The organism is Streptomyces sp. NPDC008150, from assembly GCF_042956945.1.
In the GTDB taxonomy this organism is placed as follows: domain Bacteria; phylum Actinomycetota; class Actinomycetes; order Streptomycetales; family Streptomycetaceae; genus Streptomyces.
On record NZ_JBIBHJ010000001.1, the window covers coordinates 1214419 to 1238778 of the forward strand.

Below are 24360 nucleotides of genomic sequence, written 5' to 3' on the forward strand. Positions count from 1 at the left end.
GATGCGCTGCCTCTCTCTGGGGTGTTCAACCTGTCGTGTTCAGTTGTCTGTTCACTTGTCGGTCGACGCGCGACGCGGACGGCTCAGGCCGTCTCGCGCACGGCGCGGGCCAGCAGCAGCAGGCCCTCGTCGAGTTCTTCGGGGGTGATGGTCAGGGCCGGCAGGAGTTTCACGACCTCGCTCTCGGGGCCCGACGTCTCGACGAGCAGGCCGAGTTCGAAGGCGCGGGCCGACACCCGTCCGGCGCGCTCCTTGTCCTTGAACTCCAGCCCCCACACCAGACCGCGGCCCCGGTACTCGCGGACGTCGGCGAGGTTCTCCTCGGTGATGGAGATCAGCGCCTGCTCGACCTGCTCGCCGCGCGCGCGGGTCTGCTTCTCCATCGCCGCGCCGTCGGCCCAGTACGTCTCCAGGGTGGCGGTGGCCGTGACGAACGCCGGGTTGTTGCCGCGGAAGGTGCCGTTGTGCTCGCCCGGCTCCCAGACGTCCAGCTCCGGCTTGAACAGGCACAGCGACATCGGCATCCCGTAGCCGCTGATGGACTTGGACACCGTCACGATGTCGGGGACGACGCCCGCCTCCTCGAAGGAGAAGAAGGCGCCGGTGCGGCCGCAGCCCATCTGGATGTCGTCGACGATCAGCAGCATGTCCTGCCGCTTGCACAGGTCGGAGAGCGCGCGCAGCCACTCCGGCCGCGCGACGTTGATGCCGCCCTCGCCCTGCACGGTCTCCACGATCACCGCGGCGGGCTTGTTCAGGCCGGATCCCTGGTCCTCCAGGAGCCGCTCGAACCAGAGGAAGTCCGGGACCTGGCCGTCGAAGTAGTTGTCGAACGGCATCGGCGTGCCGTGCACCAGTGGGACGCCCGCGCCGGCCCGCTTGAACGCGTTGCCGGTCACGGCGAGCGAGCCGAGCGACATGCCGTGGAAGGCGTTGGTGAACGACACGATCGCCTCGCGCCCCTTCACCTTGCGCGCCAGCTTCAGCGCGGACTCCACGGCGTTGGTGCCCGTCGGGCCCGGGAACATGACCTTGTACGGCAGGTCGCGCGGGCGCAGCACGAGGTCCTGGAAGGTCTGGAGGAACTGCCGCTTGGCGACGGTCGACATGTCGAGGCCGTGCGTGATGCCGTCGCGCGACAGGTAGTCGATCAGCGCCCGTTTCAGGACGGGGTTGTTGTGCCCGTAGTTCAGCGACCCGGCTCCCGCGAAGAAGTCCAGGTAGGCGTGGCCGTCCTCGTCGTACAGCCGGCTGCCGCGGGCGCGGTCGAAGACCGTGGGCCAGTTGCGGCAGTAGCTGCGGACCTCGGACTCCAGGGTCTCGAAGACGCTCAGGTCGGGCTGGGTGATCGTCACGTCGTGTCGCTCCTCGGTACGTGTGGGGGAGGGTGAGGACTCGGCCGGTGTCACGCGGACAGCGGGCCGATGCGGAAGAGGACCTCGGGCTCGTGCGGTCCGTCGGGGAACTGCCCCTCGGCGAAGAGGACCTCGCGCTCGACCGGGGCGCCGTGGCGCTCGGCGAACGACGTGAACAGCCGCTCGGAGGCGGTGTTGTCCGGCGTGACCGTGGTCTCGACGGTGAGCGGGCCCCGGCCGGGGGCCACCCGGGCCGCGAGTGCGTCGAGCAGGCGCGCGGCGAGTCCGCGTCCGCGCTGCCCGGCGTCGACGGCCACCTGCCACACGAGCAGGGTCCCCGGACGCTCCGGCCGGACGTACCCGGTGACGAAACCGACGGGCCGTCCGTCGTCCGTGCGCGCCACCACCGAGGTGCCGGCGAAGTCACGGCACCACAGCAGATAGCTGTACGACGAGTTCAGGTCGAGCTTCCCGGAATCCCTGGCGATGCGCCAGAGCGCGGCTCCGTCGTCCACGGTCGGGGCGTCGATCCGCAGCCCTTCCGGCATTTCGAGTGGTGAAGTGTGCAGGTCTGCTTGTGCGGCAGTCATGCGGATTCAATTTACCGACGAGAATTGAAAAATGCATCGCCGGACGGGGTTACATGCGGCTGCCACGTGTGTTATCACGCGAGGGCGACCACGCCTTTATGGGGTGATTTGACCGTCCGATACCGCGCATAACGGGCGCGTTGTGGGACGCGTCACAGCCGTGTAATCTCCGTGAGATCTGTCTGAATTACGGCTGGAGATGTTTGCGGAATCTCCGCGTTTGGCCTCCCGTCGAGCGGGCAGGAGAAGACGGGGGACCAAGCGCGGAGTAATTCGTTAATTCTGGCGGCGGCTATTCGGAATTCAATGAGAATTCCGCGGGCCGGTGCCCGTCAGGCCCACGCCGCCGCGGCGGCGGCCACGGCGCCCGGGACGTCCACCGGCCCGGCCGCGCCCGCCGCGGTGAGCGCGGCGCCCAGCGCCTCCAGGCTCGCCCGGACCGTCTCCGGCGTCGCCCGCGGCCCGTAGTGGTTGACCCGGACCATCTCCTTGGCCAGCGCGCCCCCGCCCGCCGCCAGCGGAACCGACGGGTCCACCGCCAGGGCGGCGGCCACCAGCGCGGACGCGTCCACGCCGGCCGGCGTGCGCACGGTCGTGGCGACCGGCGCCGCCTCGCGGGCGTCGTGGACGTACGGTTCGAGGCCGCCGCCGAGGGCGAGCACGCCCGCGCGGGTGGCGGCCGCCGCCGCGGCGTGCCGTGCCGTCACCGCGGCGAGCCCGTCGGACTCGACGCGCTCCACGCAGGCTTCGAGCGCGAGCATCTCCAACTGGGCGGGCGCGTGCGGCAGTACCCGGCGTCCGGCGTCCGTCCAGCGCTCCTTCCAGTCCAGCAGCGACAGGTAGGAACGGCGCGGGGCGCCGGGGTTGGCCGCCATCCGGGCCCAGGCCCGCTCGCTCACCGACACCGCCGACACGCCCGCGGGACCGCCCAGCGCCTTCTGCGCGCCGATCACGCACAGGTCCACGCCCCACTCGTCCACCAGCACGGGCTCCGCGCCCACCGACGCCACCGCGTCCAGGTACAGCAGCGCGCCGTGCTCGCGCACCACCGCGCCGATCTCCGCGACCGGGTTGGTGTTGCCGGTCGCGGCCTCCGCGTGCACCAGCGACACGAAGTCGGTCTCCGGGTGCTCGGCCAGCGCCCGGCGGACCTGCTCCGCCGTGGCCGCCGTGTGGAAGGGCACCGACAGGTCGTGCACCGTCGCGCCGCAGTCCCGCAGCCAGTCGCCGAAGGTCTGCCCGTAGGGGCCGGTGACGATGTTCAGCGCGGTGGTGCCGGGGCCGGCGGTGCCGCGGATCGCGCCCTCCAGCGGCAGCAGTGCCTCGCCCTGCATGATCACGACGCTGTGCGAGGTGCCGAGCAGCCGCGCCACCCGGTCCTCGACGGAGGCGAAATGCTCCGCGCTCAGCGGGGCGAGGTCAAGGAAGGGGTGGGTCACGGCGGTGCTCTCTTCGCTCACGGATGCTGATGCGGCGCGTACGCGACAAGCGCCCGTACGCAGCAACGAGAGTACTCGCGGGCGTCCGCGCCCCCTCGTGGGCGGGGCGCGGACGGGCCCGGTCTAGGGTGCGGTGCATGAACGGTCACAGTGATCACAGCGGTCCCGGCGACCGGCCGGTGCTGCGCGTGCGGGGCCGGGTGCTGGTCGGTCCCGAGGACGTCCGGGACGAACTGTGGGTCGTGGACGGGCGGATCAGCCACGACCGTCCGGCCGGCGCGCGGGACGTCACCACCGTCGAGGGCTGGGTGCTGCCGGGGCTCGTCGACGCGCACTGCCACGTCGGTCTGGACGCGCACGGACCCGTCCCCGCGGAGGTCGCGGAGAAGCAGGCCCTGGCCGACCGCGAGGCGGGCACCCTGCTGATCCGGGACGCCGGATCGCCGTCCGACACCCGCTGGATCGACGACCGGCCCGACCTCCCGAAGATCATCAGGGCGGGCCGGCACATCGCCCGCACCCGGCGCTACATCCGCAACTACGCCCACGAGATCGAGCCGGACCGACTCGTCGCGTACGTCGGCCGCGAGGCGCGGCGGGGCGACGGCTGGGTCAAGCTCGTCGGCGACTGGATCGACCGCGACCTCGGCGACCTCTCCGCGTGCTGGCCGCGCGCGGAGGCGGAGGCCGCCATCGCGGAGGCGCACCGGCTGGGCGCGCGGGTCACCGCGCACTGCTTCGCCGAGGACTCCCTGCGCGACCTGGTCGAGGCGGGCATCGACTGCGTCGAGCACGCCACCGGACTGACCGACGAGACGATCCCGCTGTTCGTCGAACGGGGCGTCGCCATCGTGCCGACCCTGGTCAACATCGCGACCTTCCCCGGGCTCGCCGCCGGCGCGGAGGCCCGCTTCCCGCGCTGGTCGGCCCACATGCGCCGGCTGCACGAGCGCCGCCACGACACGGTGCGGGCGGCGTACGACGCCGGGGTGCCCGTGTACGTGGGCACCGACGCCGGGGGCTCGCTCCCGCACGGTCTGGTGGCCGCCGAGGTCGGGGAGCTCGTGGCCGCCGGAATCCCCGCCGTCGAGGCGCTCGCGGCCACGACCTGGGCCGCGCGCGCGTGGCTGGGGCGGCCCGGCCTCGACGAGGGCGCCCCCGCCGACCTGGTGGTGTACGGGGAGGACCCGCGCGCGGACGTCCGGGTGCTGGCCGCGCCGCGCCGCGTCGTGGTGGGCGGACGGGTCGTCGGCTGACGCACCGCGTGCGGGCCCGGCCGGAGTCCCGTCCGCGAACGGCCGGTTGACAGGGCGTCACCTCGTCGGCGCGGAGTCGTTGGGTACCGACTCCCGCGTGCGTCGGCCCTCTTCACGCCCGCTCGGGAGGGTGACGCGGGTGACGGGAGGGAACAACCGTGCCGTGTGAATCGAATACGCACGCGGAAACACCACGATGGAGTGAAGTGACGCAGGATAGCTGTACGTTCACTCGGAGTGCGTAATCCTTTCGGGGTCCCAAGCATGTCTCTCCTGGGGGTCCCACCCTTGAACCGCAACAAGTTCCGCATGCCCGCACGTCGTATGGCCACCGCAGCGGCGGCCACGGTCCTCGCCGCGGGTCCCGCGACGCTGGCCGGCGCGGGCACCGCACACGCGACCGGCGACCACGGCCGGGCGAGCGCCGTCGTCCTGCGCACCGGGCTCGACGTGTCGCTGCTCGACAAGTCCGTCGAGGTGCCGCTCTCGGTCTCCCTCAACGACGTTCAGGCTCCCCGGAGCGCCGACAAGAGCGCGCTGACGGCCGACGTCGACGGCGTCGAGGGCGGCCGTCCCGTCAGCGTGCTGAGCGCCGACGTCGCCACGGCGAAGGCCACGGCGTCGAAGGACCTCGCCGAGGGGTCGACGCACCTCGCCCGCGCCCGGCTCCACGTCCCGGGGCTGCCGCTGCTGTCGCTCGTCGAGCTCCAGGAGGTGACGTCGCGGGCGACCTGCGCGGCCGGTGAGAGGCCGGAGGCCGAGTCGAACGTGCTCGGCCCCGTCACGGTGCTCGGCAAGCGGGTCACGCTGAGCGCCGGCGGCACCACCGACGTGAAGGTGCCGGGGGTCGGCGAGGTCCGCCTCGACCTGTCGCAGAAGCGCACGACGTCGAGCACGGCAGCCGCGACCGCCCTCGAACTCACCGTCTCCGTCAACCCGTTGAAGCTGAACGTCGCCGATGTCGAGGGCACGCTCACGCTCGCGGAGGCCACCTGCCGGCGGCCGTCCGGGGGCGGGCCGCGCGAGGGCCAGGGCAGCCCGGCGTCCGCGGAGCCCGACGACCGCTCGGGCTCCGCGAGCCCGGCCCCGGCGTCCGACGTGAAGGCCCAGGGGGCGCCGGCCGAGAAGACCGCCAACCTCGCCGAGACGGGCGGCAGCTCGGCGACGCCGTACATCGCGGGCGGCGCGGTCGCGCTCCTGGCGGCCGGCGGCGGCGCGGTCCTGGTGGCGCGCCGCCGCAGCTGACGACGCCCCGGCGCACCTGATCGCGGCGCACACGGTCGCGGCGCACACGGTCGCGGCGGGCCCGGCCGCGGGCCGGCCGGGCCGAGCCGTGCGGGCCGGGAGCGACCGGCCCGTGCGGTCCCGCCGGAGGGCAGTCCCCGCCCTCCGGCGGTGCCGCACGCACGGGCCCCGCACCGTCGCGGGCGGCACCCGGTGCCCCGCACTCCGGGCCCGCTCCGCCGCCGGAGGCGATCAGCGGCCCGGCTCCAGCGCCCGGTCCAGGGCCGCCAGGAAGCCGGACGTCGTCGCGCGGTCCCGTACCGCCAGGCGCAGCCAGTCCGCGTCCAGACCGGGGAAGGTGTCCCCGCGCCGCACCGCGTAGCCCGACCTCCGCAGCCGTTCCCTGACCGCCGCGCCGCCGGGCACCCGCACCAGCAGGAAGGGGCCCTCGGCCGGTTCCGCGACCCGCAGTCCGCGGTCGGCGAACTCCGCGAGCCCGGCGATCAGTTGGGCCCTGTCGGCGGCGACGCGGTGGGCCGCGTGGGCCGCCTCCGCCAGCGCCCGCGGCTCCACGCACGCCTCGGCGGCCACCAGCGCGGGGGAGGACACCGGCCACAGCGGCTGCGCGCGCTCCAGCCCGGCGACCGTCTCCGGCGCCGCGAGCACGTACCCGACGCGCAGACCCGCCAGCCCCCACGTCTTGGTGAGGCTGCGCAGCACCACGAGACCGGGCACGTCGGTGCGGCCCGCCAGGGCCTCCCGCTCGCCCGGCACCGCGTCCATGAACGCCTCGTCCACCACCAGGGTCCGCCCCGGACGCGCCAGCCCGGCCAGGACGCCCGCCGGGTGCAGCACCGACGTCGGGTTCGTCGGATTGCCGACCACGACCAGGTCCGCGTCCTCGGGGACCGCCGCCGGGTCGAGCCGGAAGCCGTCCTCCGGGCGCAGCAGCACCCGCCCGACGCTGTGACCCGCGTCGCGCAGGGCCGCCTCCGGCTCGGTGAACTGCGGGTGCACCACGACCGGCCGCCGCACCTCCAGGGCGCGGGCGAGCAGCACGAACGCCTCCGCCGCGCCCGCCGTCAGCAGCACCCGGTCGGCCGGCAGCCCGTGCCGGGCGGCCACCGCGGCCCGCGCCGCGCGCCCGTCGGGGTAGGCGGCCAGGCCGTCCAGGGACCCGGCCACCCGCTCGCGCAGCCACGCGGGCGGAGTGCCGGTGCGGACGTTCACGGCGAGGTCGACCAGGGCCGAGCCGTCGTCGCGGACCTCCGCGTCGCCGTGGTGGCGCAGGTCGTGACCGCCCGCGCCGTCCGCGTCAGTGCGCATGGGAGGGGGTGTGACCTCCGTGGGAGTGGCCGCCGTGCGAGTGGCCGCCGGGACCGTGGTGGTGGTCGCCGTCGTCGTCCGGGTGGAAGTGCGGACGCTGCTCCTGGCCCACCTTGTCCTCGAAGCCCGGCATCGCGATGCGGTAGACGCAGCTGTCGCAGCTCATCCGCACGTCGCCCTCGACGGCCTCGCGGTAGCGCTCCATCACCAGGTCGAGCAGCTCGGGCTCGGGCCCGATGACGTCGGCGGACAGCACCTCGACGTCGGTGTGCGCGGCGGCCCAGCCCTCGGTCTGGCGGCGCACCCGCTCCGGCAGCACACCGGTGAACAGGAAGTACGGCAGCACGACGATCCGCCGGGCGCCCAGCCTCACGCAGCGGTCGAGACCGCTCGGCACGTCGGGCGCGGCCAGCGACACGAACGCCGTCTCGACGTTCGCGAAGCCGCGGCCCTCCCACAGCAGCCGCGCGGCCTTGTAGACCTCGGCGTTGGCGTCCGGGTCGGTGGAACCGCGCCCGACCAGCAGCACGGTGACGTCGGCACGGTCGTCCGGGGTGCGCGCAGCCGTGCCCAGCGCCTCGTCCAGACGGCGCTCCAGCACCTGTATCAGCGCCGGGTGCGCGCCCAGCGGGCGGCCGTAGCTGTACGAGATGCCCGGGTGGCGCTCCTTCTCGCGGGCCAGCGCGGCCGGGATGTCGCCCTTGGCGTGCCCGGCGGCCACCAGCATCAGCGGCACGGCGGCGAACCGGCGCACCCCGCGCTCCACCAGTTCGGTGACGGCGTCGCCCAGCGGCGGCGGGGACAGCTCGATGAAGCCGCCGGCGACGGGCAGTTCGGGGTGGCGGCGGCCCAGCTCCTCGACGAACGACCGGAACGCCTCGGCTCCGGCCTCGTCCCGGGTGCCGTGGCCGGCGATGAGCAGGGCGGGGGACGGGGTGTTCACGGTTTCTCCTTCGAAGTGGGGTGGTACAGAAGGGCGTTGAGCGCGGCGGCGGCGACCGCCGAGCCGCCCTTCTCGGACACGTTGCTCACGGCGGGCAGCCCGCTCTCGCGCAACGCGGCCTTGGACTCCGCCGCGCCGACGAAGCCGACGGGCAGACCGATGACGAGCGCCGGTTCGGCGTTCAGGACGAGCAGTTCCTCCAGGGCGGTCGGGGCGCAGCCGATCACCCACAGGGCGCCGGGCCCGACCTGCTCGAAGGCGAGCCGCACGGCGTGCGCGGACCGGGTCAGGCCCTCCGCCGAACGGGCCTCCCGCAGACGGCAGACCGTCTCCCGGCGGGTGATGCCGGCCGCGACCATCTCCACGTCCGCGACCACCGGCGCCCCGGCGTGCAGCGCGGCGTGCGCCGCCGCCAACTCGGCCTCGTCCATGACGAGTTCGTCGAGGTAGCCGAGGTCGGCCGAGGAGTGCACGACGCGTTCCGCCACCGCACGGGTCAGCGGGGGCAGCCGCGAGGTGTCCCGGCGGGCGCGCAGCCTGCGGAACGACTCCTGCTCGATGGGGTGGACCACACGGTTCACGGTGTCTCCTCCTGCCAGCGGTAGCCGCGCGGCGTCACCATGCGGCCCGCGATCAGCCGGGTCGCGGTGTTGCCCACCGTCACGACCGTCATCATGTCGACCGACGCCGGGTCGAGTCCGGCCAGCGTCGTCACCCGGGTGGTGCCGTCCGGCCGGGAGGCGTTGCGCACGACGCCGACCGGCGTCACCGGCTCGCGGTGCTCGGCGAGGATGCCGAGCGCCTTCGGGAGCTGCCAGTCGCGGCCCCGGCTGCGCGGGTTGTAGAACGTCACGACGATGTCCGCCTCGGCCGCCGCCCGCACCCGGCGCTCGATGACCTCCCACGGCGTGTGCAGGTCGGACAGGCTGATCGACACGTGGTCGTGGCCCAGGGGCGCCCCGAGGAGCGCGGCGGCGGCGAGCGCCGCCGTCACGCCGGGCACCCCGACCACGTCGATGTCGTCGGAGGCCTCGGCCAGCGCGGGGGACGCCATGGCGTACACGCCCGCGTCGCCGCTGCCGATGAGCGCGACGGTCCGTCCGCGCCGGGCCTCCGCGACGGCGGTGCGGGCGCGTTCCTCCTCCGCGCCGAGCCCCGACTCCAGCACCCGGGTGCCGGGCCGCAGCAGGTCGCGGATCTGGTCCACGTACTGGTCCAGGCCCACCAGCACGGCGGCGCCCCGCAGTTCGGCCTCGGCGCGCGGCGTCAGCAGGTCGCGGGCGCCGGGGCCCAGACCCACGACGGCGAGCCGGCCGCGGCCGGGGCGTCGCACGACCGCGCAGGTCGCCATCGCGGGCGTCCCGTCCGCGCGCTCCGACTTCCGCTTGGGGACGAGGAGTTCACCGCCGCCGACCAGGGCCGCGGCCTCCGCGACGGAGGGGGTGCCGACCGCGGCGAGCGGTGCGCCGGACGGGTTCGGGACCTCGACGGCCGCCAACTCCCCTGCCGGGTACGTCACCAGGGGGACCCCCAGGTGCCGGGCCGCCTCGACGACGCCGGCCTCGTCGGCCTTGGCGTCCACCGTGGCCAGGTGCGCGATGCTCGCCGCGGACAGCCCCGCGTCCGCCAACGCGCCCTCGACCAGGGCGATCACCTCCTCGGCGGGCACGCCGCGCGAGGCGCCGACACCGACCACCAGCGACGGCGGACGCAGCAGCACCTCGCCCGGACCGGCCCCGACGGCGCGGTCGGTCAGCCGGACGACGTGCGCGGAGCCCGCCGCGCCCGCGAACGGCAGCGGCGGCAGCGGCCACGCGAAGTCGGCCTCCAGCGCGACGGGTTCACCGTCCAGCAGGGCCCGCGAGACGGCCGCGACGGCGCCCTCGGCCGGGAACCCGAGGGTGTCCAGGCCCGGCAGTCCGACCGCGTCCGTCGCGGTGGTCACCACCGGTTCCGCGCCGAGCAACGCGCCCACCTCGCGGGCGAGTTCGTTGGCACCGCCGCCGTGGCCGCCGACCAGGGAGACCGCGAACCGGCCGCCCTCGTCGACGCACACCACACCGGGGTCCGTCGCCTTGTCGTCGAGCAGCGGGGCGAGCAGCCGCACGGTGGCGCCCGTGGCGAGGAAGCACACGAGGCGGTCGCACTCCGCGAACGCGGCCCGCACGGCCTCCCGCACGGGCCCGTCGTACACCCGCGTGCGGTCCGGCCAGGCCGCGGCCAGCCGGTCCCGCGCCGCCGCCCCCGCCGCGGTGGCGGAAATGAGGCCGATCACTGGACAACTCCTTCGGTACGCGCCGCGGGGCGGACGCCCCACAGCAGGAAAACGGGATTGGCCGCCGCGAGCCGGGTCACGTCCCCGGGCAGCGGCGCGAGCCGGGACGACTGGAGCAGCACGCCGTCGCAGTCGAGCCCGGCCCCGGTCAGGGCCGCCCGCGCGGCCGGCACCCGGTCGAGGGCGGCCAGCGCGACCACCACGACCCGGCGGGCCCGGCGGGCGCACGCGGCGACGACCTCGGGCAGTTCACGCCCGCCGCCGCCGACGAAGACGGCGTCGGGGTCGTCGGCGAGCAGGTCCAGCGCGGCGGGCGCGGCGCCGTGCACGACCCGCACGTCGACGCCGTGCGCCGCCGCGTTGTCCCGCACGCGGTCCACGCCGTCGGCGTTCTTCTCGACCGCGACGACCGCCGCGCCGAGCCGCGCGCACTCCACGGCGACCGAGCCCGAACCGGCGCCGACGTCCCACACCAGGTCGCCCAGCCGGGGGCCGAGCCGGGCCAGCGCGAGGGCCCGCACCTCGAACTTCGTGATCATCGAGTCGCGGTGCGCGAACCGGTCCTCGGGCAGCGCCCAGCCGTCGGGTCCCGGCGCCCGTCCGGCCACCGTCCCCATCGGCCCCGGCGTCCGCCCGTCGGCCACGCACAGCACCACGCTCACCGCGGTGCCCCAGTCGCGGGCGGCGGCCTCGGCGGGCGTCACGCGCTCCACCCGCTCGCGCGCGGGATCGCCCAGCGCCGTCGCCACCACCAGGACCCGCCCGGCCGGACCGTCCGCCAGGGCCGCGCCCAGCTCCGCCGGGCCCGCGCCCGGACCCGTCAGCACGCCGACCTTCGGGTGCGCCCGGCAGGCGTTGACCGCCGTGCGCAGGTCGCGCCCGTGGGCGCTGACCACCACCGCGTCGTCCCACGGCAGTCCGGCGCGCGCGAAGGCCGCGGCCACCGAGGACACCCCGGGCCGTACGTCCAGCCGTGCGCTGCCGAACCGTTCCGCCAGCGCGCGCACGATGCCGAAGAACCCCGGGTCGCCCGACGCGAGGACCACCACCGGGCGGTCCTCGCCGACGTACTCCGCGACGGTGTCCAGGGCGGGCGCCAGCGGCCCGAGGACGATCCGCTCGGCCGCCTCCGGCAGCCGTGCGGCGTCCAGGTGCCGCCGCCCGCCCACGACCAGCTCGGCCCCGGCCAGCACGGCGGCGACGTCGGCGGACGGGGGCACGCCCGTGCCCGTACCGACGACGGTGATCACGCTCACGTGTTCGCCCCCCGTGTCCGCAGCGCCCGCCGGGCCTCCGGGTCGGCCTTGCGGAAACCGTGGAAGTGCCCCGGGTGGTACAGGTGCGAGCGGGTGCCGTGGGCGCCGAGGGCGGGGCCGACCAGGAACAGCGTGTGCTTCCACAGCTTGTGCTCCTTGACGGTCTCCTCCAGCGTGCCGACGGTGCAGCGCGCCACCAGCTCCTCCGGCCAGGTCGCCTGGTACGCGACGACGACCGGGGTGTCCTCCGGGTAGCCGCCCTCCAGCAGCTCCCGCACCAGCTGACCGCTGCGCGCCGCCGACAGGAACAGCGCCATCGTGGTGCCGTGCCGGGCGAACTCGCGGACCTCCTCGCCGGGCGGCATCGGCGTCTTGCCGCCGCCGAGCCGGGTGAGGATCACCGACTGCGCGACCTCCGGGATCGTCAGCTCGCGCTGCACGAGGGCGGCCACGGCCGAGAACGACGACACCCCCGGCACCACCTCCGTCGCGATGCCGATCGCCTCGCACCGGTCGAGCTGCTCCTGCGTGCCGCCCCAGAGCGCCGGGTCGCCGGAGTGGATGCGGGCGACCCGCAGGCCCTCCGCCCGGGCACGCGTGTACACGGCGACGACGTCCTCCAGCGACATCGTCGCCGAGTCCAGGATCTCGGCGTCCTCGCGCGCGTGCTCCAGCACCTCGGCCTGCACGAGACTGGCCGCCCAGATCACGACGTCGGCCTCCGTGATGGCGCGCGCGGCGCGGAAGGTCAGCAGGTCGGCGGCGCCGGGACCGGCACCGACGAAGGTCACCTTGCCGGAGGGGGCGTCGGCGGGGGTGCCGGCGTGGGCATCGGCCATGGTCAGAGGTCCTCTCGTACGGTTCTGCGCTGATTCGGCCGGATTGCCGCCCCGGGGCGGGCACCCCGGATGTGCGCGAAGGGGGGTTGATCGGATAGCAAGTCCCTATGGCGGTCTTCGTCGCGCTCGGCGCGTTCCTGATGACGCTGGCCGGCGGCTGGACGGCTCAGCGTGTTACCGACCGTCGGCACCTGGTCCTCGGACTGGCCGGCGGACTGATGCTCGGGGTCGTCGGCCTCGACCTGCTGCCGGAGGCGCTCCAGGCGGCCGGCGGCGAGATCTTCGGCGTTCCCGCGGCCCTGCTGCTGTTCGTCGCCGGCTTCCTCGTCGCGCACCTGGTGGAACGTCTCCTCGCCGCCCGTCAGGCCGCGCACGGCGGCGACGAGGAGGAGGAGCACCGGGTTCCCGAGGTGGGCCTGACGGCCGCCGCGGCGATGGTCGGGCACAGCTTCATGGACGGTGTCGCCATCGGCGCCGCGTTCCAGGTCGGCGGCGGCATGGGCCTCGCGGTCGCGCTCGCCGTCGTCGCCCACGACTTCGCGGACGGCTTCAACACGTACACGCTCACGAGCCTGTACGGCAACGCCCGCCGCAAGGCGCTGGCCATGCTGTTCGCCGACGCGGTGGCGCCCGTCCTCGGCGCGGCCTCCACGCAGTTCGTCACCATTCCGGAGCAACTGCTCGGCGGCTATCTCGGCCTGTTCGGCGGCGTGCTGCTGTATCTCGCCGCCGCCGAGATCCTGCCCGAGGCGCACCACGACCACCCGGCGCGCTCCACGGTGCTGTGCACGGTCGCGGGCGCGGCGTTCATCTGGCTGGTGGTGGGTCTGGCGGGCTGAGCCCCGGCGGACCCGGAGCGCCGCCGCACGCCCGTACGTCACAGCTTGCCGCCCCGGCCGCCCTCGCGCCGCGCGGGCGCGATGAGCGTCGACAGGTACGGCAGCGGCGCGTCCGCCAGCTCGGCGGCCGGGCGGATCGACTCCTCCGGCAGCCCCAGCGCGGAGCCCCACACGGCGCCCTCCAGGCGCCCGCTGTCCCGCAGCACCTCGGCCACCTCGCGCGCGTGCCGCCCGAACTTGTACGCCACCACCGTCCCGGGCCCGGCCAGCGCCTCCTTCAGCACCTCGTGGCCCGCGGTCACCGGCACCAGCGTGAGCGGTTCCGTGCCCTCGGTCAGCACCGCGCCCGAGCGCGCCGCCAGGTCCTGCATGGCGGTGATCCCGGGCACCGTCTCCACGACGGTCCCCGGCACCAGCTCGCCGACGGTCTGCGCGAGATACGTGAACGTCGAGTACACGTTCGGGTCGCCGATGGTCGCGAACGCGACCGCCCCGTGCCGCTCCAGCAGCCCGGCGACCGTCCGGCCCGCCGCGTCCCACGCCTCCTCGCGGCGCGCCCGGTCGGTGCGCTCGTTCAGCGCGAACACCACCCGCAGCACCTTCTCGGCGCCCACGTAGTGCAGCACCGTCGCCTCGGCCCGCCCCCGCTCGCCCGTGTCCATCACGGGCACCACGACGACGTCGGCCGCCCGCAGGGCGTTGACCCCCTTCACGGTCACCAGTTCCGGGTCGCCCGGTCCGACGCCCACTCCGATCAGCCTGCTGCTCATGACGTCCGGCACCTCTCCGTGAACCGACGGGCGACACCGGGCTCGGCCGCCCAGTGCGTGTGCAGATAACTCGCGTGCACGCCCTGCTGTACGAAACCTTCGACGCGCCGCACGGGCGCGGTCACCCCCCACGCCGGGGCCGCGCCGGCCCCCGGCTCGACGACCGTGCGGTGGAACTCGTGCCCCCGCATCCGCGTCCCGGCCGCCGCGAGCACGCTGTCGCCGACGGCCACCGCGTCCCGGTAGCCCAGCGTCAGCCGCTCGTCCATCCGTGCGGACGCGTCCAGCACCCCGCACATCGGCCGCCCGTCCAGCTCCCGGCACAGGTACAGCAGCCCCGCGCACTCGGCGGCCACCGGGGCGCCGGAGGCCGCCAGCGCGGCCACCTCGCGGCGCAGCGGCGCGTTGGCCGACAGCTCCGCCCCGTACACCTCCGGGAACCCGCCGCCGATCACCAGCCCCGCCGTGCCCGCCGGCAGCCGCTCGTCGCGCAGCGGGTCGAACACGGCCACGTCGGCGCCCGCGGCTGCCAGCAGCTCGGTGTGCTCGGCGTACGAGAACGTGAACGCCGGCCCCCCGGCCACCGCCACCACCGGACGCCCGCCGGGCACCGGCTCCGCGACCGGCGGCTCCCAGCGCGCGCCGGGCACCTCGCCCGCCCCGCGCGCCAGGCGCAGCAGCGCGTCCAGGTCGCAGCCCGCGGCCACCTGCTCCGCCATCGCCGCGACCGCGTCCACCGCCGCGTCCCGCCGCTCGGCGACCGGGACCAGGCCCAGGTGCCGCGACGGCGTGTCCACCCGCGGCGCGCGGCGCAGCACGCCGAGCACCGGCACCCCGGACAGGTCCAGCGCGTCGCGCAGCAGTTGCTCGTGCCGGTCGGAGGCGACCTTGTTCAGCACGACACCGCCGATGCGGACCTCCGGGTCCCACGAGGCGAACCCGTGCACCAGCGCGGCCACCGACCGCGACTGCGACGACGCGTCCACGACCAGCACCACCGGCGCCCGCAGCAGCTTCGCCACGTGCGCGGTCGACGCCAGCTCGCCCTGCCCCGCCGCCCCGTCGAACAGCCCCATCACGCCCTCGACCACGGCGACGTCGCAGCCGTGCGCGCCGTGCGCGAACAGCGGACCCACCAGGTCGGGCCCGCACAGGTACGCGTCGAGGTTGCGGCCCACCCTGCCGGTGGCCAGCGCGTGATACCCGGGGTCGATGTAGTCGGGTCCGACCTTGTGCGGGGACACCGTGAGTCCCCGCGCGGCGAACGCGGCCATCAGCCCCGTGGCGACCGTGGTCTTGCCGCTGCCCGAGGAGGGCGCGGCGACCACCAGCCGGGGAACGGACGTCACCACTCGATGCCCCTCTGGCCCTTCTGGCCGGCGTCCATCGGGTGCTTGACCTTGGACATGTCGGTCACCAGGTCGGCGGCGTCCACGAGCCGGGCCGGCGCGTTGCGCCCGGTGATCACCACGTGCTGGGTGCCCGGCCGCTCGCGCAGCACCTCGACGACCTCGTCCGTGTCGACCCAGCCCCAGTGCATCGGGTACGCGAACTCGTCGAGCACGTACAGCTTGTAGGTCTCGGCGGCCAGGTCCCGCTTGACCTGCTCCCAGCCCTCGCGGGCCTTCTCCTCGTTGTCGAGCTGCGCGTCGCGCTGGACCCAGGACCAGCCCTCGCCCATCTTGTGCCAGTCGACGGTGCCGCCCTCGCCGGACGCCCCGAGCACCCGCAGCGCGTTCTCCTCGCCGACCTTCCACTTCGCCGACTTGACGAACTGGAACACCCCGATCGGCCAGCCCTGGTTCCAGGCGCGCAGCGCCAGACCGAAGGCGGCCGTCGACTTCCCCTTGCCGATGCCCGTGTGCACCACCAGCAGCGGCCTGTTGCGGCGCTGACGGGTCGTCAGACCGTCCTCGGGCACGACACTCGGCTGTCCCTGCGGCATTACGCGGCCCTCCTGTGGTCACCCTGCACATCGCGGACGAGCCCGGCGATGCTGTCCGCCCGCAACTCGTCCAACGTGACGGCCGTGCCGCCCAGTTCACCCGCCAGCTGCCCGGCGAGCCCGAGCCGCACCGGCCCCGACTCGCAGTCCACGACGACACTCGCCGTGCCCTCCGCCGCGAACAGCCGCGCCGCGCGGCCCGCCAGCGCCACCGGCTCGGGGCCGCCGGTCGCCCGGCCGTCCGTCACCACGACCACCAGCGCCCGCCGCGCGGGGTCGCGCAGCCTCTCCACCCGCAGCACGTCGTGCGCCCGCAGCAGCCCGGCCGCCAGCGGGGTGCGCCCGCCCGTCGGCAGCGACGCGAGCCGCACGGCCGCCGCGTCCACCGACGACGTCGGCGGCAGCGCCACGTCGGCGTCCTTGCCGCGGAACGTCACGAGCCCGACCTTGTCCCGCCGCTGGTACGCGTCGAGCAGCAGCGACAGCACGGCGCCCTTCACGGCACTCATCCGCTGCCGCGCGGCCATCGACCCCGACGCGTCCACCACGAACAGCACCAGGTTGCCCTCGCGCCCCTCCCGGGTGGCCTCCCGCAGGTCGTCGCGGCGCACCACGAGCCCCGGCCCCGAGCGCCCGCGCGAGCGCTGGTGCGGGGCGGCGGCCTGCACGGTCGCCGCCAGGTGCAGCTTCGTCAGCGTGCCCCGGGGCCGCCGGGCCCCGGTCGTGCGCCCGTGCTCGGTGCGTGCCCGCGAACGCCGGCCCGCGCTGCCCTCGCCCAGACCCGGCACGCTGAGCACCTTGGTCCGGAACGGCTCCGCCGCCGGCGCGGGCTGCTGCTCGCCGCCGCCGGACGCCTTCGGGCCCTCGCCCTCGCCGGCCTCCGGCCTCGCGTTGCCGGGGGCGTCCTGGTCCGCGCCCTGCTCGGGCCCGTCCTGCGCCGTCCCGTCGGACTGCGGACCGTCCTGCGGGGGCCCGTCCTGCGGCGGCCGGCCGCCTCCGCCCGGACCGTCGGGGTCGTCGTCGCCGTCGTCCCCGTCGCCGTCTCCGGCGAACTCCTCCAGCGTCTCGTCGAGCTTGTCCTCGTCGAGCCCCGGAGCGTCGAAGGGGTTGCGCCGCCGCCGGTGCGGCAGCGCGAGCAGCGCCGCCTGCCGGACGTCCTCGGCGAGCACGTCGGTGCGGCCCGCCCACGCGGCGAGCGCCGTCGCCGTACGGGCCATCACGATGTCGGCGCGCATGCCGTCCACCTCGAACGCCGCGCAGGTCGCCGCGATCTGCCGCAGCGCGCCGTCACCCAGCCGGACGGACGGGAGCAACTGCCGTGCTGCGACGATCCGTTGACGTACGGCGGCCTCCTCCCCGTCCCAACGCGACGCGAAGGCCGCCGGGTCGTCGTCGTACGCGAGTCGGCGCCGCACGACCTCCACCCGCTGGTCGGGCTCGCGCGAGGCGGTCACCTCGACGGTGAGCCCGAACCGGTCGAGCAACTGCGGCCGCAGCTCGCCCTCTTCGGGGTTCATCGTGCCCACCAGCAGGAACCGCGCCGCGTGCCGGACGGAGACGCCCTCGCGCTCCACGTACGAGGCGCCCATGGCGGCGGCGTCGAGCAGCAGGTCCACCAAGTGGTCGTGCAGCAGGTTCACTTCGTCGACGTAGAGGATGCCCCGGTGCGCGGCGGCGAGCAGACCCGGCTCGAAGGACTTGACGCCCTCGGCGAGAGCGCGCTCGATGTCCAGCGAGCCGACGAGCCGGTCCTCGGAGGCACCGACCGGCAACTCCACCATCCTGGCGGGCCGTCGGGCGCCGGTGCGCACCTCGTGCGGGCCGTCGGGGCACTCCGGGTCGGGGGCCGCCGGGTCGCAGGAGAAACGGCATCCGGCGACGACGTCCACCGCGGGCAGCAGCGCCGAAAGAGCGCGCACGGCCGTGGACTTGGCGGTGCCCTTCTCGCCGCGGACGAGCACGCCGCCGACGGCGGGGCTGACCGCGTTGAGCAGCAGCGCGAGGCGCAGGTCGTCCTGGCCGACCACGGCCGTGAACGGGAACGGGGTACTCACTTGTCGTCGCCCTCCAAGTCGCCTTCGAGCTCCAGGTACGTGGCGCGCAGCCGCTCCAGGGTCTCCTGGTCCGGTTCCGCCCACAGCCCGCGCTCGGCCGCCTCCAGCAGGCGTTCCGTGATGCCGCGCAGCGCCCACGGGTTGGACTTCCTCATGAAGTCCTGGTTCTCCGCGTCGAAGACGTACTCGGCGCTGAGCTTCTCGTACATCCAGTCGTCGACCACGCCGGCCGTCGCGTCGTACCCGAACAGGTAGTCCACGGTGGCCGCCATCTCGAAGGCGCCCTTGTAGCCGTGGCGCCGCATCGCCGCCATCCAGCGGGGGTTGACGACGCGGGCGCGGAACACCCGGTGCGTCTCCTCGCCCAGGGTGCGGGTCTTCACCTGGTCCGGCACGGCCGAGTCGCCGACGTACGCCTCCGGGCTCTCGCCCGTCAGGTGCCGCACCATGGCGACCATGCCGCCGTGGTACTGGAAGTAGTCGTCCGCGTCGACCAGGTCGTGCTCGCGGGTGTCGACGTTCTTCGCCGCCACCGCGATCCGGCGGAACGCCGTCTCCATGTCGCCGCGCGCCGCCCGCCCGTCCAGGCCCCTGCCGTAGGCGTAGCCGCCCCACACCGCGTACACCTCGGCGAGGTCCGCGTCGGAGCGCCAGTTGCGGGCGTCGATCAGCGGCAGCAGGCCGGCGCCGTACGCGCCGGGCTTGGAGCCGAAGATCCGGGCGGTCGCGCGCCGCCGGTCGCCGTGCTCGGCGGTGTCCTCGTCGGCGTGTGCGCGGACGTAGTTGGTCGCCGCGTCCTCGTCCAGCTCGGCCACCGTGCGCACCGCGTCGTCGACCAGGCCCACCACGTGCGGGAAGGCGTCGCGGAAGAAGCCGGAGATGCGGACCGTGACGTCGATGCGCGGGCGGCCCAGCTCGGCGGCCGGGATCACCTCGAAGCCGGTGACCCGGCGCGAGGCGTCGTCCCAGACCGGGCGGCAGCCCAGCAGCGCCAGGATCTCGGCGATGTCGTCGCCCTGGGTGCGCATCGCGGAGGTGCCCCAGACCGTGAGGCCCACAGACTTCGGGTAGGCGCCCGTGTCCTGGAGGTAGCGCTGCACCAGCGACTCGGCGAGCGACTGGCCGACCTCCCAACTGAGCCTGGAAGGAATGGCCTTGGGGTCGACGGAGTAGAAGTTGCGGCCGGTCGGCAGGACGTTGACCAGGCCGCGGGTGGGGGAGCCGGAGGGGCCCGCCGGGACGTAACCGCCGTCCAGGGCCTTGAGGATGTGGTCGATCTCGTCGCTCGTGCGGGCGAGCCGGGGCACCACCTCGGTGCACGCGAAGCCCACCACCGCGACGGCGTCCGGGAGTTCGGCGCCCAGCACCTCGCGCACCAGGGCGGCGGACGCGGACACCTCCCAGCCGCGCTCCTCCATGCCCTCGGCGATCCGCCGGCAGAGCTGCTCGAGGAGGTCGACGGCGTCGGCGCCGGTGCGGGCGGGACCCGGTACCAGCTCGGAGAGTTCGGCGGGCACCTTCACGGCGGCGCCGGGCTCGGCCAGCAACTCCTTCTCCACCAGCCCGAAGTGGGCGGCGAGCGCGGCCCGCAGGCCGGGCAGCGCGTTGGCCTTTCCGCCCCACACCTGCGAGGCGCGCAGCACCGCGAGGACCAGGTTCACCCGGGCCTCGCCGACGGGACCGCCGCCGAGGATGTGCAGGCCGTCGCGGATCTGCACGTCCTTGATCTCGCACAGGTAGCCGTCGATGTGCATGACGAACGAGTCGAAGTCGTCGTCGCCCGGCTGGTCGTCGACGTGCAGGTCGTGGTGCAGCTCGGCGGCCTTGACCAGCGTCCAGATCTGGGCGCGCACGGCGGGCGCCTTCGTCGGGTCGAGGTCGGACACCAGGGCGTACTCGTCGAGGAGCTGCTCCAGCTTGGCGAGGTCGCCGTAGGTGTCGGCGCGCGCCATCGGCGGCACCAGGTGGTCCACGACGGTGGCGTGCCCGCGCCGCTTGGCCTGGGTGCCCTCACCGGGGTCGTTGACGATGAACGGGTAGATCAGCGGGAGTTCGCCGAGCACCGCGTCCGGGGCGCAACTCCGGCTCAGACCGAGGCCCTTGCCCGGCAGCCACTCCATCGTGCCGTGCTTGCCCATGTGGACGACGGCGTCGGCGCCGAACGTGTTCTCGAGCCAGCGGTACGCCGCCAGGTAGTGGTGCGACGGCGGCATGTCGGGGTCGTGGTAGATCGCGATCGGGTTCTCGCCGAAGCCGCGCGGCGGCTGGATCATCACGACGACATTGCCGAACTGGAGGGACGCCAGCACGATGTCGTCGCCGTCGACGTAGAACGAGCCCGGCGGTTCGCCCCACGCCTCCAGCATGCCGTCGCGCAGCGCGGGGTCGAGGGTGTCGAACCAGGCGCGGTAGTCGGCGAGCGGCACCCGGGCCGGGGCCGCGGCGAGCTGCTCCTCGGTGAGCCATTCCACGTCGTGGCCACCGGCGTTGATCAGCCGGTGGATCAACTCGTCGCCGTTGTCGGGGTGTCCGTCGACGCCGTACCCCGCGTCCCGCAGCGCGTCGAGCACGCGCACGGCGGAGGCCGGGGTGTCGAGACCGACCGCGTTGCCGACGCGGGAGTGCTTCGTCGGGTAGGCGGTGAAGACGACGGCGAGCTTCTTCTCGGCGTTCGGCTTGTGCGCGAGCACCGCGTGCCGCACCGCGATGCCGGCGACCCGCGCGGCCCGTTCGGGGTCGGCCCGGTACACCGGCACGCCGTCGGGCCCCTCCTCCTTGAAGGAGAACGGGACGGTGACGAGGCGGCCGTCGAACTCGGGGATGGCGACCTGCATCGCCGCGTCCATGGGGGACAGGGCGGCGTCGGAGGCCTCCCAGGCGGCGTGCGAGGAGGTCAGGCAGAGCCCTTGCAGCACCGGCACGTCGAGGTCGGCGAGCGCCCCGACGTCCCACGCCTCGTCGTCACCGCCCGCCGACGCCTCGGAGGCGTGCGTGCCGCCCGCCGCGAGCACGGTGGCGACCAGCGCGTCCGCGCGGCCCAGCGTCGCGTACAGCTCGGGGTCGGCGCCGCGCAGCGAACCGCAGTACACGGCAAGGGCGTTGGCGCCGCGTGCCTCGATCGCGTCGCACAGGGTGTCCACGAAGGCGGTGTTGCCGCTGAGGTGGTGCGCCCGGTAGAAGAGGACGCCGACCGTGGGCCGGCCCTCGACGAAGGCGCGTTCGCCGTGCACCCCGAACTCCGGCATCCTGCGCGGCTCTTCGAAGCCCTCGCCGGTCAGCAGCACCGTGTCGGAGAGGAACCGGGCGAGTTCGGCCAGGTTCTCCGGGCCGCCCTCGACCAGGTAGCGCAGCGCCTCGGCGACCACACCGGCCGGCACCGACGACTCGGCCATCAGCTCCGCGTCCGGCACGCTCTCGCCGCCGAGCAGCACGGTCGGTATGCCCGAGGCGCGCAGCGCGGCGAGCCCGTCCTCCCAGGCCCGCTTGCCGCCCAGCAGCCGCACGACGGCGACCGACGCGCCCGCGACGAGCGCGGGCAGTTCCTCCGCCGCGTCCACGCGGGAGGGGTTGGCGATCCGGTAGGGGGCGCCGGAGGCCCGCGCCGCCAGCAGATCGGTGTCGGCGGTCGACAACAACAACACTGTGCTCATGCGGGTGCTCCCGGTGGAATGAAAGGCAGGCCCTGCGGTGCGCCCGACTCGACGAGCCGCCACAGGGCATCGGTGTCCGCGTGCTGTTCGACGAGGTCGCCGAGCAGGTCGAGCTGCCGCTCGCGCAGCGCGGCGAAGGAGGTGTCGGGGGCGGGCACGAAGCGGCGGCCCGCGGCGGCGGCCACCTCACGCAGGAAGGCGCGCCGGAAGCCGTCCGACTCCAGCGAACCGTGCCAGTGCGTGCCCCAGGTCTGGCCGACGCGGCAGCCGTCGAGGAAGGGCTCCCCGCCGCTGACGTCGGCGACGCCGTGGTGGATCTCGTAGCCCTCGACGCTCTCGCCGAGGGCGGTGCCGACCGGGCGGGCGAGGGTCTTCTCGCGGGCGAAGCGCACGCGCACCGGCAGCACACCGATCCCGTCGACGTGCCCGGCGCGGCTCTCCACGTCGTCCTCGACGTGCTCGCCGAGGACCTGGAAACCGCCGCAGATCCCGAGCACCGGACGCCCCTGCGCGGCGCGCCGCGCGAGCGCGTCGGCCAGGCCCCGCTCGCGCAGCCACTCCAGGGCGCGCACGGTGCCGCGGGTGCCGGGGACGATCACGAGGTCGGCGTCGGCGAGCTCCTCGGGGCGGTCCACGAACCGCACCACGACGCCGGGTTCGGCGGCCAGCGCGTCCACGTCCGTGAAGTTCGACATCAGCGGCACCGCGCACACGGCGACCCGCAGCACGTCCTCGCCGAGAGGCGGTTCGACGTTCGACTCGCGGACCGTGCCGCGCAGCGACACCCGCAGCCCGTCCTCCTCGTCGATGCCGAGCCCGTGCCGGAACGGCAGCACCCCGTACGTGGGCCGGCCCGTCAGCCCGCGGAGCATGTCGAGGCCCGGTTCGAGCAGCGACACGTCGCCGCGGAACTTGTTGACGAGGAACCCGGCGATCAGCGACTGGTCCTCCGGGGAGAGCAGCGCGAGGGTGCCGAAGAAGGACGCGAACACCCCGCCGCGGTCGATGTCGCCGACGACGAGGACGGGCAGCCGGGCGTTGCGGGCGATGCCCATGTTGACGATGTCGGTGCGCCGCAGGTTGATCTCCGCGGGGCTCCCGGCGCCCTCGCAGATCACCGCGTCGTACGTGCTCCGCAGCTGGGCCAGGCAGTCCAGCACGGTGCCGAGCAGCTGTTCGCGCCGCCCGCCGTGGTAGCCGCGGGCGCTCATCTCGCCGACCGGCCTGCCCATCAGCACGACCTGGCTGCTCTGTTCGCCGCCCGGTTTGAGCAGGACGGGGTTCATCAGCGCGGTGGGCTCGACGCGGGCGGCCTGCGCCTGCATCGCCTGCGCGCGTCCGATCTCGGCACCCTCGCGGGTCACGAAGGAGTTCAGCGACATGTTCTGCGCCTTGAACGGCGCGACCTTCACGCCCTGCCGCACCAGCCACCGGCAGATCCCGGCGGTGACGACACTCTTGCCCGCGTCCGACGTGGTGCCGGCGACGAGCAGCCCGCCGTTCATGCCCTGCGTCCCTTCGTCGTCGTCCGGTGCCCCGTGAGCACCCTGTCCGCCAGCAGCCGCCCCGACACCGCCACGCCGAGCGCGGCCACGCCCACCCGGCGGGACAGCCGGACGGCGCGGTCGATGTCCCCGGTGGCGACGGGGCGGCCCGCGCCGTTGAGCACGGGGCGGTGCTCGACGCGTCCGCCGTACGAGAGCGTGCCGCCCAGCCGCACGCCGAGGGCGCCCGCGAACGAGGCCTCCACGGGGCCCGCGTTGGGGCTCGGGTGCAGTGCGGCGTCGGCGCGCCAGGCACGCAGCGCGTCGCGCGGGCGGTCCCCGCAGACGGCGGCGAGCACGGCGGTCAGCCGGGCGCCGGGCCAGCCCGCGACGTCGTCGAGGCGGGCCGAGGCCCAGCCGAACCGGCGGTGGCGCGGCGACTTGTGACCCACCATCGCGTCGAGCGTGTTGACCGCACGGAACCCGACGAGCCCCGGGACCCCGGCGACCGCGCCCCACACCAGGGCGCCCACCACGGCGTCGGAGGTGTTCTCGGCGACGGACTCGACGACGGCGCGGGCGATGCCGTCCGCGTCGAGGGACTGCGGGTCGCGTCCGCACAGGTGCGGCAGCCGGGCCCGCGCGGCGGCCACGTCACCGGCGTCGAGGGCCCGCCCGATCGCGCGCGCCTCGCGTGCCAGGGAGGTGCCGCCGACGACGCAGAAGGTGGTGGCCGCGGTCAGCGCCACCGAGGCACCGCGGGAACCGCGCGCGGCGCGGGCGGCGGCGGCGCCGAGCGCCACGGCGCCGCCGGCGCAGACGAGGGTGTGCAGCGCGCCCCGGCCGCGGTGGTCGCGCCACAGGACCCGTTCCACGGCACCCGCGGCCCGCCCGAAGGCGGCCACCGGGTGCCCGCGGCGCGGGTCGCCGAGGACGAGGTCACCGAGGAGCCCGGCGGCGGCGCCGTACGCGAAGACGCGATCGGCACCCATCGCTCAGCCGCCCGAGGGGTCGGAGGGAGTACGGGCCGGCCGGGCTCCGGCACCGTCACGCGGAACGGCGCACGAGCGGGCACGGGCACGGGCGTTGGAAGGGGCACGACGGGAACGGGCACG

At 75.0% G+C, this 24360-nt stretch carries 19 protein-coding genes; 3 read left to right on the forward strand and 16 right to left on the reverse strand.

Translation table 11 applies throughout. From position 1 onward, the window contains the following. Window positions 1–83: 83 nt before the first annotated feature. The 3 genes from ectB to ACFZA0_RS05300 form a co-directional block, all read right to left on the reverse strand. On the reverse strand, window positions 84–1355 hold the full coding sequence (ectB, locus tag ACFZA0_RS05290; protein ID WP_391011496.1) for a diaminobutyrate--2-oxoglutarate transaminase: 1272 nt from the start codon (window positions 1353–1355) through the stop codon (window positions 84–86). A gap of 50 nt (window positions 1356–1405) precedes the next feature. After that, window positions 1406–1945: a diaminobutyrate acetyltransferase gene (ectA, locus tag ACFZA0_RS05295; protein WP_391011499.1), complete on the reverse strand. Its 540-nt coding sequence runs from the start codon at window positions 1943–1945 to the stop codon at window positions 1406–1408. Between the two features lie 332 nt (window positions 1946–2277). After that, window positions 2278–3384 carry an aminotransferase class V-fold PLP-dependent enzyme gene (locus tag ACFZA0_RS05300; RefSeq protein ID WP_391011848.1) on the reverse strand — a complete coding sequence of 369 codons (1107 nt, stop codon included), beginning with the start codon at window positions 3382–3384 and terminating at the stop codon, window positions 2278–2280. Window positions 3385–3521: 137 nt separating this feature from the next. Between ACFZA0_RS05300 and ACFZA0_RS05305 the strand changes: the two genes are divergently transcribed. Together ACFZA0_RS05305 and ACFZA0_RS05310 are read left to right on the forward strand one after the other, a co-directional pair. Continuing rightward, entirely contained in the window at window positions 3522–4640 is a 1119-nt protein-coding gene (locus tag ACFZA0_RS05305) for an amidohydrolase family protein (RefSeq protein ID WP_391011502.1), read from the forward strand. Window positions 4641–4928: 288 nt separating this feature from the next. Further along, complete coding sequence (locus ACFZA0_RS05310; RefSeq protein WP_391011505.1) at window positions 4929–5885, forward strand: SCO1860 family LAETG-anchored protein; 957 nt, start codon at window positions 4929–4931, stop codon at window positions 5883–5885. Between the two features lie 231 nt (window positions 5886–6116). On the opposite strand, the gene cobC is transcribed toward ACFZA0_RS05310, so the two are convergent. Genes cobC through cobM form a run of 6 tightly spaced genes read right to left on the reverse strand, consistent with a single transcriptional unit; the run spans window position 6117 to window position 12503 of the window. Next, a complete protein-coding gene (cobC, locus tag ACFZA0_RS05315; protein ID WP_391011508.1) occupies window positions 6117–7190 on the reverse strand; it encodes an Rv2231c family pyridoxal phosphate-dependent protein CobC in 1074 nt (357 codons plus the stop codon). Further along, window positions 7180–8133, reverse strand: a complete 954-nt coding sequence (locus ACFZA0_RS05320) for a CbiX/SirB N-terminal domain-containing protein (protein ID WP_391011511.1) — start codon at window positions 8131–8133, stop codon at window positions 7180–7182. Before ACFZA0_RS05320 ends, cobC begins: the two co-directional genes overlap by 11 nt. Continuing rightward, window positions 8130–8714: a precorrin-8X methylmutase gene (locus ACFZA0_RS05325; RefSeq protein WP_391011514.1), complete on the reverse strand. Its 585-nt coding sequence runs from the start codon at window positions 8712–8714 to the stop codon at window positions 8130–8132. The genes ACFZA0_RS05320 and ACFZA0_RS05325 overlap by 4 nt, the downstream gene beginning before the upstream one ends. After that, window positions 8711–10408: a precorrin-3B C(17)-methyltransferase gene (gene cobJ, locus ACFZA0_RS05330; RefSeq protein WP_391011517.1), complete on the reverse strand. Its 1698-nt coding sequence runs from the start codon at window positions 10406–10408 to the stop codon at window positions 8711–8713. The genes ACFZA0_RS05325 and cobJ overlap by 4 nt, the downstream gene beginning before the upstream one ends. Beyond that, window positions 10405–11658 (reverse strand): precorrin-6y C5,15-methyltransferase (decarboxylating) subunit CbiE, encoded by a 1254-nt coding sequence (cbiE, locus tag ACFZA0_RS05335; protein WP_391011851.1) that lies wholly within the window; start codon window positions 11656–11658, stop codon window positions 10405–10407. The genes cobJ and cbiE overlap by 4 nt, the downstream gene beginning before the upstream one ends. 2 nt (window positions 11659–11660) lie before the next feature. Then, complete coding sequence (gene cobM, locus ACFZA0_RS05340; RefSeq protein ID WP_391011519.1) at window positions 11661–12503, reverse strand: precorrin-4 C(11)-methyltransferase; 843 nt, start codon at window positions 12501–12503, stop codon at window positions 11661–11663. A gap of 107 nt (window positions 12504–12610) precedes the next feature. On the opposite strand from cobM, the gene ACFZA0_RS05345 reads away from it, so the two are divergent. Continuing rightward, the gene (locus ACFZA0_RS05345; RefSeq protein WP_391011522.1) at window positions 12611–13342 is read left to right on the forward strand and encodes a ZIP family metal transporter; all 732 of its coding nucleotides are present in this window, start codon (window positions 12611–12613) and stop codon (window positions 13340–13342) included. Window positions 13343–13380: 38 nt separating this feature from the next. On the opposite strand, the gene cobI is transcribed toward ACFZA0_RS05345, so the two are convergent. From cobI to ACFZA0_RS05380, 7 genes are read right to left on the reverse strand one after another with little or no spacing between them, the layout of a single operon-like run. After that, window positions 13381–14112 (reverse strand): precorrin-2 C(20)-methyltransferase, encoded by a 732-nt coding sequence (gene cobI / locus ACFZA0_RS05350; RefSeq protein WP_391011525.1) that lies wholly within the window; start codon window positions 14110–14112, stop codon window positions 13381–13383. After that, window positions 14109–15464, reverse strand: coding sequence for a cobyrinate a,c-diamide synthase (locus ACFZA0_RS05355; RefSeq protein ID WP_391011528.1), 1356 nt, complete (start codon window positions 15462–15464; stop codon window positions 14109–14111). Before ACFZA0_RS05355 ends, cobI begins: the two co-directional genes overlap by 4 nt. Continuing rightward, window positions 15458–16057, reverse strand: a complete 600-nt coding sequence (gene cobO / locus ACFZA0_RS05360) for a cob(I)yrinic acid a,c-diamide adenosyltransferase (RefSeq protein WP_391011531.1) — start codon at window positions 16055–16057, stop codon at window positions 15458–15460. Before cobO ends, ACFZA0_RS05355 begins: the two co-directional genes overlap by 7 nt. Beyond that, a complete protein-coding gene (locus ACFZA0_RS05365; RefSeq protein ID WP_391011534.1) occupies window positions 16057–18111 on the reverse strand; it encodes a putative cobaltochelatase in 2055 nt (684 codons plus the stop codon). Before ACFZA0_RS05365 ends, cobO begins: the two co-directional genes overlap by 1 nt. Continuing rightward, window positions 18108–21761 (reverse strand): cobaltochelatase subunit CobN, encoded by a 3654-nt coding sequence (gene cobN, locus ACFZA0_RS05370; protein WP_391011536.1) that lies wholly within the window; start codon window positions 21759–21761, stop codon window positions 18108–18110. Before cobN ends, ACFZA0_RS05365 begins: the two co-directional genes overlap by 4 nt. Continuing rightward, a complete protein-coding gene (locus tag ACFZA0_RS05375; RefSeq protein WP_391011539.1) occupies window positions 21758–23266 on the reverse strand; it encodes a cobyric acid synthase in 1509 nt (502 codons plus the stop codon). The genes cobN and ACFZA0_RS05375 overlap by 4 nt, the downstream gene beginning before the upstream one ends. After that, window positions 23263–24237 carry a cobalamin biosynthesis protein gene (locus ACFZA0_RS05380; RefSeq protein WP_391011542.1) on the reverse strand — a complete coding sequence of 325 codons (975 nt, stop codon included), beginning with the start codon at window positions 24235–24237 and terminating at the stop codon, window positions 23263–23265. The genes ACFZA0_RS05375 and ACFZA0_RS05380 overlap by 4 nt, the downstream gene beginning before the upstream one ends. Window positions 24238–24360: the final 123 nt, after the last annotated feature.

Excerpts from the sequence above, each read along its gene's own strand:
- ACFZA0_RS05375 (WP_391011539.1), bottom strand. The coding sequence starts at position 23,266 with ATGAACGGCGGGCTGCTCGTCGCCGGCACCACGTCGGACGCGGGCAAG.
- ACFZA0_RS05345 (WP_391011522.1), top strand. The coding sequence starts at position 12,611 with ATGGCGGTCTTCGTCGCGCTCGGCGCGTTCCTGATGACGCTGGCCGGC.
- cobM (WP_391011519.1), bottom strand. The coding sequence starts at position 12,503 with ATGGCCGATGCCCACGCCGGCACCCCCGCCGACGCCCCCTCCGGCAAG.
- ACFZA0_RS05305 (WP_391011502.1), top strand. The coding sequence starts at position 3,522 with ATGAACGGTCACAGTGATCACAGCGGTCCCGGCGACCGGCCGGTGCTG.
- cobC (WP_391011508.1), bottom strand. The coding sequence starts at position 7,190 with ATGCGCACTGACGCGGACGGCGCGGGCGGTCACGACCTGCGCCACCAC.
- cobO (WP_391011531.1), bottom strand. The coding sequence starts at position 16,057 with ATGCCGCAGGGACAGCCGAGTGTCGTGCCCGAGGACGGTCTGACGACC.
- cobN (WP_391011536.1), bottom strand. The coding sequence starts at position 21,761 with ATGAGCACAGTGTTGTTGTTGTCGACCGCCGACACCGATCTGCTGGCG.
- cobI (WP_391011525.1), bottom strand. The coding sequence starts at position 14,112 with ATGAGCAGCAGGCTGATCGGAGTGGGCGTCGGACCGGGCGACCCGGAA.
- ectA (WP_391011499.1), bottom strand. The coding sequence starts at position 1,945 with ATGACTGCCGCACAAGCAGACCTGCACACTTCACCACTCGAAATGCCG.
- ACFZA0_RS05380 (WP_391011542.1), bottom strand. The coding sequence starts at position 24,237 with ATGGGTGCCGATCGCGTCTTCGCGTACGGCGCCGCCGCCGGGCTCCTC.